The following is a 15,484-nucleotide window of genomic DNA, read 5'->3' as shown; positions in this document are numbered from 1 at the left end:
TGTAGAGGAACTTCTTTCACACTATTCCCTCCCTTTAAGGAAATGGAAGAGAAGAAATAGATTCTTCTCTTCTTTTTTACTACTACTTAGATAGCGCCTCATTAGCTTTTTTCGTTAACTCTTTTACAGCATCCTCAACACTTTCTTCTTGGCTCCATGCTTTTTTCAAGATATCTGTTTCATATTGCCAAATTTCCCCTGTGTTTTTCACACTTGGAAGTGGTACAGAGTATTGGGCACCATCAATAAAGGCTTGAAGGTTGAGATTTGGAACAGATTTTACCCAAGCATCTTGTGTACCGTTATATGCAGGAATGACTGTTCCGGTTTTCGCATACACCTCGGCAGCATCTTTAGAGCCTAGGAACTGGACGAACTTCCATGCAGCATCCTTATGTTTGGTATTGGCAGCAATCACATTGGATAACCCGTGAATTGCTACTGCACGTTTTTTACCCTTTGGTACGACAGCAACATTTAAATCTGGATTATTCTTATATTCAGGAACCATCCAAGGGCCATCGAACATCATCGCAACTTTACCTGAAGAGAATAATTCAGAAGCTGCTGTTTCTGTCATTTGTGCTTGTGTTGGTGACAATCCTTCTTTTATGAAGCTAATATTGTAGTTTAGTGCCTCTATTGCTTCAGGTTTATCGAAACCGACCGATTTTCCATCTTTGGAAATGATATATCCACCATTTTGCCAAATTAAATCATAATATCCGCCTTGATTCCCCATTACAGCAGCATAGCCCCAAATGCCTTTGTCTTTGTTTGTCAGTTTTTTTGCAACTTCTTTTAATTTATTCCAATCCCAAGTTTGATCAGGATAAGGCACGCCTGCATCATCAAAGATTTTTTTGTTGTACCATAAGCCTGTTGTATCGTAATCTTTTGGAATTCCATAAACTTTTCCATCAACCGTATAAAGATCAATTAATGATTTAGGATAATTATCTAAGCTGTAGTTATCTTTTTTCGCCATGTCGCTTAAAGGAAGGATGACCTTTCCTTTCGCATATTGAACAACATGTGCCCCATTCATCCAAAGAACATCAGGCAAAGCACTACCCGTTGCTGCCGTTTCAAGTTTTTGGAAATATTGACCATAAGGAGTAAGCTCCGTTTTTACTGTGATGTTTGGATACTTCTCGTTAAATAATTTTATAATCTCATTAATAGCAGGTAGTTGTTTCTTATCCCAAATTCCATAGGTAATTTCAACCTTACTATCTTTTGAATCACTAGAAGCTGAATCACTACTGCAGCCAGCAAGCCCTAGTAATCCTAAAACAACAGCAATAAGCGTAATTAGCCATTTTTTCATTATTCTTCCCCTTCCTTGACGTAAAAAAATTAATAAATTTCAAAAAATCAGAATATTTTTCTCAAAACTAAGGAGCTGGAGCTTTTCTTCAAATGAATAATGATAATGTTTCAAATATGAATTAATTTAAGTTCACCACCTCCTATAATAGCGCTTTCACAAAGGATTTAATTTATGGATCTCACTTTAATAAAGGATGTGTTCTTACTTGTTGCTATTGTCTAGCAAACTTTGATAATACTCATCGATGGTAATGGATTGTCCCTTGTTTAACCTTGAATCCTCTGCAGCAAATGCCATTAGATGGCTTCTTACGGAAGCAGAAGCGGAAGAAACACTATCTCCATTATTTCCAACTTGAATTTCTCGAAGGAAGGTTCTCATGATTCCGGTATCGCCGCCGCCATGGCCGCCAACTGGGTTGTCAAATTTAATGACGGTTTCATGCTTCGTAAGGAAATCAAAAATTGAAATACTATTTTCCTCCATATTTCCGCGGATTTCTCCTTTTGTTCCCATAATTTGGACGATTCTTGTTTGCTCCCTTGTGAAACCGCACATGCTAAAAGTTGCGGTTGCTCCAGCTTCGAATTCCATGTTGACAACCTGATGATCAACAACATTATTATCTGAGTGGTAAACACATTTTCCGTATGGTGTTTCCTGTAATGCTTTAATGATGCCTTCATTCGTATCATCTTCTGTAAATTTTTTAGCCCAGCCTCTTCCTTCACCAAGATAATATCTACCTGCGTGGAATGGGCATTCCCGTTCGGCAGGACAGCCATCTAAACATCTTTGCGGCGCTCCTTCAGGGGCATTTTCCTCTTTAAAATGCATCAGCGAACCATATGAACTAATGCGCTTACATTCCTTTCCGATTACAAATGAAATAATATCCATATCATGACAGGATTTCTGTAGAATCATCGGACTTGACTTCTCCTTATTATTCCAATTACCGCGAACGAAGCTGTGAGACATATGCATGACTTCTACATTTTCATTAAGCTGCAATGATACAACCTCACCAATATCCCCTTTGGCAATCACCTTTTTTATCGTGGACCAAAATTCTGTATAACGTAGTACATGGCAAATGGTCAGCTGTCGATTATATTTTCTTGCTGCCTGTTCCATCGCAATACATTCAACTGGTTTTGGGGACATTGGTTTTTCCAACAAAACATGATAGCCAGCCTCTAAAGCTCTCATCGTTGGTTTAAAATGATCTTGGTCAAGCGTACAAATAATAGCAATGTCAGCAATTTTTTGACCAAGATTTAAAATCTCTTCCCAGGATTCATAACAATTTTCTTCAGGAATACCATGACTTTGTTGAATTTTCTCCCTTCTTTCTAATCCAGGCTCTGCCACTGCGACAATCCTTAATTCATTCGGATAGGCCAAGGCATATGGTGCGTAAGCTCTTGCACCTCTGTCACCTGCTCCAATTAAGATTGCTGTCATCGTTTTCATCTACATTTCTCCTCTCATTTTTCTCAATCGGAAAATTTTCCTGATTTTATCCAAACGTTTTCCAACAGCTGATAAAAAAGGAACCGCTTAGGTTCGTTTTTTTGATGATTCCCGAATGACTAATTCAAACGGTAAAATAAGCTTAACCGGAAGAGTAATTTTTTCCTCCACCATATCCATAATGGTTTTTGCTGCCATTTTTCCCATTTCATATTTCGGAATTTCAACCGTTGATAACGGCGGCGATGAATATTTACTCATCTCAAGATTATCCACTCCAAAAAAGACAATGTCCTCTGGAATTCTGAGATTATTTTCAATCACAGCCCTCATGGCAGCGAGAGCCATCAAGTCACTGGCACAAACCATGGCAGTAGGCAAATGCTCTCTGTCTCTTTTAAGAAGCTGATTCATTTCCTCATAACTGCTTTCCATTCTCCACTTTGTATTGATGACCCATTCAGGCCGGATGGAAAGCCCTGCTTCTTTCATAGCTGATTGATAGCCTTTAAACCGATTCTCAGCATGCAAGTCTTCAAAAGTTTCATTAATACCTCCCCCAATAAATCCAATTTCATAATGGCCTTGGGAGATTAAATGCTGAACTACCATTTTAATCGCTGCCTCACGGTTATAATCAACAACAGCTATATTTTTGTCTGTATAGAAAAAATCCAATCCTACAAGAGGAACCGTTTGCTGAATATATTCAATGAGACTATCATCAATTCTGTCAATGAGAATTAGCCCTTCAATCCCTAAATCATGAATTGTCTTTAAAAGCAATGTCTCATTTTCAAGCTCATCCTTGGTAATTGTAATTAAGGTAAAATCGTGATTTGTCAGAGTGTCACGAATACCTGTATAGATTTTATCAAAGTAAGGATTAATCTCTGCCTTTGTTGGATTGGCTACCCAGCCAATTTTCATTGTTCTTGTTTTCGTTTGCTTATTATTCACTAAATTACGGGCATGCTGGTTTGGGATGTAGCCTAACTCCTTAACAGCTTGCCATATTTTATTTTTCGTTTCCTGATTCACATTTCGCGTTTGGTCATTTTGAATAACCCTTGATACTGTTGAGATGGAAACGCCTACATATTCAGCAATATCTTTTAATCTTGCCACTACCAATACACCTCAAAACTTTTACCTACCACATTTATCAATTAAATTATCTTAACTATAGCACCATTGATAATTTTCTGTCAACGAATATATTACCCATCAACGGGTTGTTGGTATATGTTAATTGTGATCAAAACCCATAGACAAACTCTATGAGTCAAAAATTACGTAAGTTCCGTATAAAAGCGGCACCGATCACCACGGACAATCGATATGCAAAATTCAACAGGGCGTTCTGCAGCATCATAGGCAATACGTTCAAGCAATAATGCCGGACGGCCTTCTTTCGTTTGCAGATATCCACTTTCATCAGCACGTATAAGTACAGGTTCAAAAGCTTCTTTCGCCTTGGATACTACGACATTAAATTGCCGTGCGAATAAATCATATAATGAAATTTCACCCACTTTTTTTAGTTGTTCCATGTCGGTAACAACACTTTTGGGAATGAAAGATGATTCTAAAATATAAGGCTCATTATTGGCACAACGAAGGCGTTTCACTTCAATAACATTTTCGTTCTCATCTAACTGAAGTGCATCTATAATTTTTTTAGAGGGTTTTACTTCTTCTATTTTCAAAATGATGTCCTTTGGATTTAATCCGTTTTCTTTTAATACTTTGCTAAAGCTGTAAAAACCCATTAATGACTGCTGCAATTTTGGTTTTGCCACAAAGGTTCCTTTTCCTTGGATTCGGTAAAGAATCCCTTCTTGTACCAGCTCCTCAATTGCCTTTTTTGCGGTGTTACGGCTGACGCCAAATTCGTCCATTAACTGATTTTCCGATGGAATTTTGTCGCCTGGCTTCCAATTTTCTTTTTCAATCGATTCCTTGAGCCTCTCCATTAATTGGTGATAAAGAGGGATCACGCTATTTTGCTGTAATGGTTTCATTTGATAAAACTTCCTCCAAACCAAACTTAATTCTTAGTTTAAAGTATATCAGCTTTACTTGTACGTTCAACCCAACAAGATAGTTTTTAACTAGAATACCCTCTATATCCTATTTATCTACTCTATTTAAAAGGAATGAATCGTTACTTTATCAGGCAAAAAGCCCTCTTCATCAAAAATAATGAGTTCATTGCGTTCTCTTAAAATGGAAGCAGGGATTTTATAATCTTCCTGCGGCCCTATGTTCCAGTATCGGCCCAGACATTGGCCATTGACCCAAAAGCAGCCCTTGCTCATATTGTTGAAACGAACCTTTATGACCGATCCGTCATCATGTGACCACGAAAAGTGACTTCGATACCAGCGCGGAAAAACCGTTTTAGTGCTCTCTTTGCTAAAAATCGTCCAATCCTTTTTCTCATCAAGCTGTGCGCATGATTTCATTTTCCAATCGAAAATTTGCTCATGTTCATGAAACAAATATAGATCAAAACGGCGTATACTGGATACATTCTGCACATCTAAATCTAAGACATTCTCACCATTCATTAACGTATCGCTGAGATCTGCTACCCCGAAAACCGCACATTCTCTTGACCAGGCAGTTTGATTTTCCATGACTATTTTCACAGGCTTCCCATTGACCTTGACGCGGGAAACACCTTCTCCCACTAACATCGCCCGGTTATAGTCAGTATTCGTGAAGCTTCGTAAAAAAGCAATTCGCCCTTCGATTTTTGGAATTTGCGATAAATGATGCTTTCGGCCAGTACCTTCTACCTGCCATTCTCCCAATAATGAGAAATGCTTTCCATTCAATGCAGGAGCTTCACTTATTCCCTTCGGTTCACCCATTGCCTGAGAATAATTATATCTGCCCATATTTTGAACAAGACACGTAAGTTTATTAATTCCTTTTATGACAGGAACCTCAAGCGAATCAGCTCCCAATTTATCTAGTTTCCCAATAAATTTGCCATTGTAATGTACAGTAACAGGGTCCTCTATTCTTGGAAATACAATCGTTTTTACTCCTGTTTGCCCGAAATAAAACTCACTTTCATAACCCAGGTAACCGCTAAACTGGCCAAAAGAACTAAAATCAAGCGGTTTCCTGGTCACTTTTACATTGCCCTGCAAAAAGTCCAAATTTTCATCTGCTGTTTCCCATTTAAGTGATTCCGAGTGCACTTTCATTTTATGATGTGCCGCTTCGTGATCCAATGTCTGTTTGTCAGCAATTTGTATCATATAGACCGTTCCATCCTTAAATTCCAGCTGAATGGATTGCAGCTCATTCCCATGGAAAAGATGAAAATGATAAGTATTGTTACCAAGGAATTGATATCGGTTAGGAAGCGGGCAAACAATAGTAGCCTCTTTATGAAGCTTAACCATGAACGAAGACCGCTGCCCGGTTTCATGATAAATCACGGCTTCTTCTGTGTTGAATCCTGTTGTATAGGCTGTTAGCATTTTTATTGTAAAAAGCTCGCCTATATTGACATTGCGGACAACCGGAAGGATTGAGTGAGCTTCCACTGTATATGGAATACTCTGTCCTTCATAGGTAAGAAGGGCTTGAACACGTTCATTTCTACCATTCTTAATAAAGAGGATTTCCCCGTCCGGGCTGACAATTCTGTTGGCTGTTACATTGCTTGGCAGCGTCATGTTTACGTTGAGCTGATCTGATTCAGTGAGAAGGGGTTCCAGCCATTTTACAAAAGAATGGAACCGCGATAGCACGGAATATTTTTCGGTCGGTTGCAAGTATTCATTAAGCGCAGCATCATAATCATAGGATGTCGTTATAAAAGTCTGTTCACCTACTGTTCTTCCGGCCCAGTGATCAAAATTGGTTCCACCAAAATACATATAGTAATTGATTACCGTAAACCCATTGCTTAAAAGCTGAAAACATTCGTATTCAAGCTGATGTGGTGTTTTTTGATCGGCTTTATTGCCTCCCCATTGTTCAAACCAGCCAATCCAAAATTCCATAACCCCTTTTGGCTGGTCATAAAAACGTTCATCCAAAACCTTTGCCGCATGCCCGGAATGCGACCAAAAATTGAGAAACTCCACAGCCCCTTCTACCGCACCATAACAAGTAACAAGCGGTACTTCAATTCCTCTGGCATGCATGCCGTCCCGCAAATATTCCATATACTTTTTATCAGGCTTTCCGTACGCCTGGAATTCATTTTCCACCTGAACCATAATGACAGTGCCGTTATTCGTCAATTGATATTCCCGAATCATCGGTATTACCTGATCAAAATATTGATCAACATAATGTAAGAAGACAGGGTCTGCCGAGCGATACTTGATGCCTTCTTTTGTAGAAAGCCACCATGGAAACCCGCCAAAGTCCCATTCGGCACAAATATAGGGACCAGGCCTAGCAATCACATAGAGATTTTTTTCAGCACATAATTGTAAAAAATGAGCCAAATCTTTATCGCCGCTAAAATCCCATTCTCCTTCATTCATTTCATGAAAATTCCAAGGAATATAAGTTTCAACTGTATTACAGCCGCCCGCTTTCGCCTTCTCTAACACCTCATTCCACTCTGCTCTTGGCAGACGGAAATAATGAATTGCAGCAGAGAGAACAAAGATTCTTTGATGATTAATTTTCCAGCTTTTTCGATCATATGTAATCATTTAAACACCCCCTTTTAAAATACGGTTGTGATCCTCACTCGTTACAGTAGAAATACTCGTTTACGCAAATAACTTCATTATCCAATCAGGTCAAAATAATCTATGATCATATAAACTACTAAAGGTCCAAGTTCGCTGTATTACCACCCTTTCCATCTAATCCCCAAATGTCATAGACCGCCCTAGTATTAACCATATGAAAAGGATGCTCCACATATATTTTCGAAAAGCGTAAATCCTAATGTAAAAGTCCAGAAAAAAATAGCCTATAAAATAATAAAAATATACATTTCTTTCATCTTTTGAGTTTAAATGGATCAAAATCAAAAGGAGGAACAGACAGATGGAAATGACAATAGGATCTTACGGTACATCAGTTGGATTTATTTTATAGATGTTTTATAGCAACATCTGAATCAAGTGGAAAAACGGTAAACCAAGAGGAGGAGTCTTTAAAAATAGGAAACTACCCGAAAACTGAATCAACGCTGCAGTTTTCGGGAGTTTACTATTGTATAAAAATCATTAAGCTTTAAGTTTTCTTCTAATCATCATCATTGTCCCGACTGCTAAAAGGGTTTTTGTTCATCTTGTTTCCTTTTACTTTCACAGAAGCAGTTTGCACGACAGGATTAAATCCATCCACTTTTAGTGTGAAGGTAATCGTGTATGTGCCAGGCTTATTGGCATCAAAGCCTCCATTATCAATGACAACAGCACTTGTTACATCATTTCCTTTGGAGTCTTTCGCTTCAGTGATCAGCGATGTTAAATCCAATGCATTCCCTGTTAATATAGTTGCGTTCTTAACGGTCAGACTTGGAGTCATTTCCTCAATACGGAGATTGTCCAAAATAAATGTCCCCGCACCGGTATCTCCATTTAAATCAGTGCCATCACTAAAGATTCCAATATAGGTTTGACCATTATCAGAACCTTTAACTGTAAACTCTGCCGTTTTTGTATCAGTTGATGTAGAAAGAGTTTGATTCACACTTAATCCTTTTACATCAGCAATATCCTGAACATCAATCGCTTGATCCCCAGAAATGAAGCGATACGCATTGTCAGTTGTTTGATAATCAAAGGATACTTTATACGTTTTTCCAGGTTCAAAATGGAAATTTTGAGGAATGGTACGATAAAGTAAACCAGGCTCTCCGGTATTTACTTTAACGGACCAGTTTCCATCGATGACATCATCCACCAGCTTTTTGCCTGCCCATCCTTTTTGGGTATATGGAGCGTGTTTTTCAGACAAATGGATCCTGTTATCTTCCACACCTTCTGTGTTTCCAATTACGAATGGGTAAATTCCTTGTACGACAGATTCAAAATCCTGAACAAACACTTTTGGTGAGACAAAATTGTTTACGGTCTTTTGAACGATCCGAATGTCATCAAATTTAGTATTCCCTTCTCCCGCCTCACGGCTAAGTGTTAATTTAGCTTTATCAGATTTAGCCGTAAAGCTCACCTGCATGATTTGCATTTTACTGTTGTAACCATCGTTAGAAGCGTGTGAATCTGCTTTTACATAGTTCTTTTGTAGGGTGCGCAGCGTGTAATTGCTGACGTCTTTTGTGCCGCCAGTAACGGAAATTGACGCCTTTACATCACTGTTATTTTCAACATATACCTCCGCTACATAGTCTTTACCCGGCACTAAATCAGTGAGGGTACGAGTGACCTTTGTCTTATGTGACGGGCTGTCGATATTTAAGTAGTAGTCTCCGCTGCTTAAATTGCGGGAACTGTCGGTTTGGCTTGTTCTTATGACATTTACTGCCTTAGAATCACCAGAAACAGCAGTATTTTGATCCTTTACTGTACCTGAATTGAATCCGGAGTCATAGACATGGTTACCCTTGCTCCAATCTGTAATTTTCAAACTGTTATTTTGAACAGGTACAACAACATATGGAGTTGCTGCATCAGCTGTTAATGTCACTTGATTATTAACGACTTTAACTTCCTTCATGTCTTTTCGGCCTTGATCTGTTAACTTGTATACATAAACCTTAGATGCACCTGCGTATTCATTTGGAAGTGTCCAAGTGGTGGTGCCGCCAGTTAAGTTCCAATGATAAAGCTTTTTCGAATCAGGTGTTGGATTTTTAAAATCTTGCTCTACCCATGGAATCAGATAAGCATGTCCATCAAGTATTTTATTTCCATTAAGTGTAATGACATGTTCTCTGGAGTTATCCTTTCTAGTTACAACGACAACATCGCCATTGCTCGGATCCTTTAATTTAATTTCTTTTTCCACGTTTGTCTTGGTTTTGTCACCAGCGACATCCGTCCAATTTGTTACATAATACTTTTGCAAGAATTTAGTCGGCAGGTTTGTATCGAATGTAGTTCGAATAAAGTTATCAAAATTCTTATCCGATTGCCATCCTTCAAAACCGGCTAGTTCAAATCCGCCAAGCAATGGATTGTCGGCAGTGCCGCCAAATGCCGGATTATTTAATACCCAAGAATCTCTCTCGTGGTTTTCAATGAAACGAAGAACTTCCGAGTTGATTCCTTTGCTTGCCGCTCCTCCGTAGTTCTTATCGGTTGCCCAGTGCTGCCATGTTGAATAGTTTGCCATTGACGTACCAAACTCAGTCGATACTCTCCAGCCTCTATCCATCAACTGCTCTGCTATTCTGTCAGATTCCCATTGATCTTGATACCATACATCTAAATAAATGAAATCAAGACCGGGAGCTGCTTTTTTCAATTGATCAAGTCTTGCTGCACGCGTTCCTGAAGCCAAATCTTTTATTTTATTAATTACATATGACTGATCTAGCCATCCCCAGCCTTTAGAGTTTGGACCTTCGATCAAGTCTTCATTAAAAGCTTTAGCTTCCGGATAAGCTTCTTGGGCATTGATATGGACACCAAATTCTGTATTATACTTGTGCCCTTCATTAATCAGGGTATTTAAATCCATTTCGCCGCCCATTCGCTCACCTACATTACCATAGTCAGGGTGTGCACTGTCATGCCCTTCGTTTGCGTATCCTTTTAACAGGACAGATTGTCCTAATCCATCCGTAGCAAGCGCTACCTTTTTAACATTATCCAATGTTTTTAAGAATGGCTGCTGTACTTGAGAACCAAAATTCATGGAAATGCGGTAGCCGACCAGATTGTTCACATTTTCTGAACCTTTAATAGGCTGCATAATGTCACGATAAGCGATTGCTCCATCCTGCCAGTCCACTTGTTGGTCATTATTCAAATCTTCAGCAATAGCCACTTTAATTGTTGGTTTAGAGAATTGCGGGTTTGGCATGAAATCTCTTTGATAATAGAGGGCGTTTGAACCAATTCCTAATGCCTTCGCCCCATCTTTATTTTGGTAACGGCTTGCAATCAAGTTACCGTAACCATTAACTTCTGAACTGGACCATACTCCGGCACTCAATTCATTATTTGACAGGAACCCAACATAATAATTGGCTTTAGATCCGACATTACCCATATTGTTATCGACTGTTACATCAACATCACCGGGTTTGGTTGTATTGCTGCTAAGATTGGCAAATCTAGCCTTTGCATTTAGCTGGCTCGAGTTGACAGAGATAAAATTCATATCTGCAAATTCAACTGTCTCAATTTTCGCTGAATCCGCATTGGAAACTTGATCAAAACTATAAATGACCTTGTTGTCATTCACTTTCAATGAAACTTTGAAAGTAGCATTCAGTTTTTCTAATGCATCGACAACTTTAAGCGTATACTCTGCTTCGCTACTGCTAATCTTTTTAAATGTAACATTTGGGTAGTAAAGAAGACCATTTACCTTCAAACCATAAACCGGTGTTTCCTGCCCAAGCATGACTTTATTGCCCACTTTGTATTGAACGACACGCGGGAATACTTGGTCGATTGTAACATCCATGTAGTTGGATTTTAATGAATCCAATACCGGCGGAGTATCCGGCGCTTTTGGCGGAACGATTTCTTTTATTTTGATGTTGGCAATTTTAATACTCGCTGCACCACGGCTCTTTTCAAATCCAAATAACCCTGCTTGGTCAACGCCGCCTGAAAGCGTCCAGGAAGTGATCTTCTCTCCATCAATATACAAAGTTGCCGAATCATCAATAACCTTAACACTTAAATGGTACGTTTTATTGGCCTGTAACGCTTTACCCGTTGTCATGGATGTCCAAGTATTTTTAGGTCCAAAAATCTCCCCAAAATACTGATTATTTGTGTCACCTGTTCCAACATATGTGTATGCAGATGCATCTTGAACACGGTAAAGTAAACCAAAACGATTCATGCTGTCCGTACTAGGGGTAATATCTGCTTCAAAAACTCCATTTTTTATTTTTGGCGCATTGTAGACAATACGATTCTTTGCCGTAGAAGTAACGTTGAATGTTGCGGAACCATCGGCATTATATGTTACAGTTCCATTCCCTGATAGAATGCTAAAATCACCATCTTTCAAGGAAGAATTCGTAATGTCCACGCCGCTTGGGGTACCCGGATCTACTGGAGGATCTACTGGCGGTTCCACAGAAGTGTTCTTCATTTCAATTAACACTTGGCTGTTTTCATTACCATATTGGCCAAGCTTAACTGCTTCCTTTCCATCAAACAGATTATTGACTTTATCAGATAAGGTAACCTGACCAAATAAATCTTTTCCGTCTAATGTCACACTGAGATGGGTTTGGTCATATTCAATCTTAATGGTATGTTCAGTTCCCATATCCGGTAATGCAACTTTTGGTCTATTCTGCAGCCATTCACCATTACCTTGATATTTGTATTCGTAGAACCAGCCACTTAAGTCATAGCCTACAAACACAAAGTTATTAGGGTCTTTATAGTGAGGATAGAAACCAAATCTAGTGGTTGCACCTGCCGTTTCCGGAATAAAGGTATACTCCATTGTGCCGGATTGTTTTGCTGCTGCATCTTTTTCTTGGAAAATAGCCGCTTTTGCACCATTATCATTGCCAGCGCCTGTTCCAAACCTTACATATTTCTTACCATCTTTATCGACAATTTGATTAATTTCATTTCCTCCATTGGAAATGGTTATCCAAGGGTTATTTTCTTGTGCCTTTGCACTTAGCGGAGGTACGATTCCTGTCAAAAATGTTGGCAAGATTAACATTAATGCAAAGAGAGTATGATAGAACCTCTTGAAACGTTGACTACCCAAGTGATCTCCTCCTCTGAATCTAAAATGTAAAAAAAAGTACCTTCTACTAGAATGGGAGATTTTATTTAGACTTTGGAACTTAACTTTTTATATACGATATTCCCCTCCTATCCCCATAACACCCAAAAACTAGTATAAGTGACACTTCTAGCCTACTTTTTTAAAAGCGCTTACACAATCGAAATATTGTCTAAAATTTTAGAAATATTGCTTTCCCACGAATTTTACTCAAACCCATTAATAATTCTTCTTTTATAACCTATATCTTTACCTTTAGTAAAATGAGCATAGAAAAAAACCGGACAGAATGGATAATCTGCCCGGTTTTTTCTTGTTATTCCATGGAATATTAAAATCCTTTTTTTGCTTGAAGTCTTGTCATACCATGACCTTGCTGTCTCTTTTAAAAAGTAAAACTTTAATAGAAAGGATCGAACCCATCATAAAGTTTTACTTTCTTTTTTCTAAATATACTTCCGGTTATAGTCATAGAGTAACCAAAGAAGTCCCACTAATCCAATTAACATAATTGCTAAATTAATTTTGCTCCCTTCGTTTTTCCCCATAATGATTAAAGAAATACAAAGGATAAACACAATCAATTTTATAACAATCATAAAAGAGCTACGATTCATTCGAGTAGACCTCCCAGCGAATTTCGCTTGGTGCCAAGGTTACTTCTTTTCTGTTACCGATTCCGTCGTAGACGAGCGTTGTCTGTTCCTGCATGGAATTATTGACAATAGCCATTTTCTGAATTTCCGGGTAAGCATGAACTTCACATTGGATATTATCGACATGCCATTTATAAAACTCATCTTCTTTATGGGCAGCATAATACATTGCGCGGATTAACAGGCGTGTATTTTCAGCACTATATGGAAGACCCGCTAAATAGACGCCCCTGCCTTTTCCAAAATCATGGCTGGACAAGTGGACTTCTCCATTAGAGAACTCGATAATTTCAGTCTCATCTGATAATGCGAAAATATTTTTCATTCCTTCTCCAAAATCAAACTCTTTGCTATCCTCAGAAATAAAATGATGATCGACAGAAGTTGTAAAGTATTTATCAGTTGATAAACTAAACCCAAGTTCTTTATCAACCCCTAATACTTGAGCTAATTGAAAATAACGTCCTTCATGATGATAGGCAGTCGGTTCTCCAATCCCGATAAAGCCCCCTCCATTATATACCCATGCTCTAATTTTAGTGAGAAGTACTTCGCTCATCCAGTTCTCTCCGCCAGAAAAAGCAGTTCCGGCATCACCGGCATTAATCATGACATCAATATCTTCCGGAACTCCATGGTGAATAACATCATCGAAACTGATAAACTCAACCTCAACAGCAGCGCCACTTAATGATTCCAATACACCTAAATAAGAATATATTTGTTTATACCACAAGGCATGTGCCACCATATGTGTTTGCCAAGTCCTTAATTTCCCCCATGAGTTCAAAATGGCAACTTTAAGGCCTGTATACGGTTGGATTCCTTTAATTGTGTGATAAATTTCACGAAATTCATCAGTGACCGTTTCAATATAGTCAACAAACTCCGGAAATTTATAAGCAAGGCTTAAATAACCGCCATAACCAATCCGATCTACAGGGTTCCTTAGAATAGCTCTTCGGGCTGTCAGCCAGTTTTCATTTGCTTCAATCACGGGGTTGTTTCCCTCATAAAATGTATCAGGGAAGAAATATGGCAAGAATCTTCCTTCAGTGTAACGAACATGCGGGATGTCGGCAATCATTCTTAAGGTTGCTCCGCCGCCAACACTGCCAACAACTGCATCTAATCCGATTTCTTCAAAATATTGGCCGTAAGGTTCGGTGCCAATCCAATTATCACCAAGGAACATCATCGCTTCCTTACCACTTTCATGCACAATATCAACTAGCTTCTTCGCTTCTTTCGCCACAAACTTTTGAACAAAATCCATGTAGTCCAAAAACGCTTTAGACGGAACCCGGAACGATGTATTGTAATAGCCTTTATCTACGATGTCTTCAGGTCTTAAACGATAGCCTTTCTTTTGTTCGAAAGCTTCCAAAGCGGCTACTGATACACTTGCCCCATAACCGAACCAGTCGACAAACTTCTCTTTTCCTAAGTTATTGAACACAAGTGTGAAATGGTAGAAGAGCGTCGTAAATCGTACAACATCCGTTTCCGGATTATCTTTCAACCATTGTATTAGTAAGTTCTTCATATATTCATTGGAATATGGCTGCCGCACATCAAATGGTATGTCATGCGGTTTATCTCCCCAATTGTTGGTAATATGATTATACATTTGAGTCGGATCCCAAATAGCATAAACCAAGAAAGAAACGGTGTACTCATGCCATGGAATTACTTTATTAATTATGATACGATTTAGCTCTTGGTTAATTTCCCAAAAATGATAATCGACAACTTTACCCGTGGTTCGATCGATCACTTCCCAATATTTCTTTGGGTCATGGATATAATCAGGCTTTAATTGTTCCTCAAAATACCCTTTCATGAAATCAATTTCCAGTGTTTCCTCGAGTGCTGTATTGAATTGGCTCATCAAATACAGTTGTTGGCATTCCTCCATATGTTTCTCGGCAAAATCATTGTGTCCGCGAGCAACAAAGTAGGTTGTATAGATTTTTGCATCTAACTGCTTAATTTCATTATCAAGCTTTGTGCCGTCGCTATCGCGAATGGCATCCGCTCCCCAGCGCTCCATCAATTCCTTCGTTTCATTCAGAAAATTCGCTTCACTAGGCAGCGTAACATGTCCTTTTTTCTTATCCATGTA

8 protein-coding genes are annotated in these 15,484 nt (G+C 38.7%); all 8 read right to left on the bottom strand.

What is annotated here, in order from left to right; genetic code table 11:
- Nucleotides 1-82: 82 nt before the first annotated feature.
- The 8 genes from BN1082_RS05985 to gnpA all read right to left on the bottom strand — a co-directional run bounded on the left by BN1082_RS05985 (nucleotide 83) and on the right by gnpA (nucleotide 15,481).
- The gene (locus BN1082_RS05985) at nucleotides 83-1,330 is read right to left on the bottom strand and encodes an ABC transporter substrate-binding protein (protein ID WP_090632156.1); all 1,248 of its coding nucleotides are present in this window, start codon (nucleotides 1,328-1,330) and stop codon (nucleotides 83-85) included.
- A gap of 204 nt (nucleotides 1,331-1,534) precedes the next feature.
- Nucleotides 1,535-2,809, bottom strand: coding sequence for a Gfo/Idh/MocA family protein (locus BN1082_RS05980; protein ID WP_090632153.1), 1,275 nt, complete (start codon nucleotides 2,807-2,809; stop codon nucleotides 1,535-1,537).
- An 87-nt stretch (nucleotides 2,810-2,896) separates the two neighbouring features.
- Nucleotides 2,897-3,937 (bottom strand): LacI family DNA-binding transcriptional regulator, encoded by a 1,041-nt coding sequence (locus BN1082_RS05975; protein WP_090632150.1) that lies wholly within the window; start codon nucleotides 3,935-3,937, stop codon nucleotides 2,897-2,899.
- A 164-nt stretch (nucleotides 3,938-4,101) separates the two neighbouring features.
- The gene (locus BN1082_RS05970; RefSeq protein WP_090632148.1) at nucleotides 4,102-4,833 is read right to left on the bottom strand and encodes a GntR family transcriptional regulator; all 732 of its coding nucleotides are present in this window, start codon (nucleotides 4,831-4,833) and stop codon (nucleotides 4,102-4,104) included.
- Between the two features lie 126 nt (nucleotides 4,834-4,959).
- Nucleotides 4,960-7,503: a beta-galactosidase gene (locus BN1082_RS05965; protein ID WP_090632145.1), complete on the bottom strand. Its 2,544-nt coding sequence runs from the start codon at nucleotides 7,501-7,503 to the stop codon at nucleotides 4,960-4,962.
- Between the two features lie 544 nt (nucleotides 7,504-8,047).
- A complete protein-coding gene (locus BN1082_RS05960; protein WP_425412130.1) occupies nucleotides 8,048-12,637 on the bottom strand; it encodes an endo-alpha-N-acetylgalactosaminidase family protein in 4,590 nt (1,529 codons plus the stop codon).
- Between the two features lie 512 nt (nucleotides 12,638-13,149).
- Complete coding sequence (locus BN1082_RS27335; RefSeq protein ID WP_176699663.1) at nucleotides 13,150-13,320, bottom strand: DUF6903 family protein; 171 nt, start codon at nucleotides 13,318-13,320, stop codon at nucleotides 13,150-13,152.
- Entirely contained in the window at nucleotides 13,310-15,481 is a 2,172-nt protein-coding gene (gene gnpA, locus BN1082_RS05955; RefSeq protein ID WP_090632140.1) for a 1,3-beta-galactosyl-N-acetylhexosamine phosphorylase, read from the bottom strand. The genes BN1082_RS27335 and gnpA overlap by 11 nt, the downstream gene beginning before the upstream one ends.
- Nucleotides 15,482-15,484 lie beyond the last annotated feature (3 nt).

The organism is Neobacillus massiliamazoniensis (assembly GCF_001048695.1).
GTDB classification, from domain to species: domain Bacteria; phylum Bacillota; class Bacilli; order Bacillales; family Cytobacillaceae; genus Neobacillus; species Neobacillus massiliamazoniensis.
The sequence above is the reverse complement of the archived record's forward strand: the minus strand, read 5'-3'. Positions and strand labels throughout refer to the sequence as shown.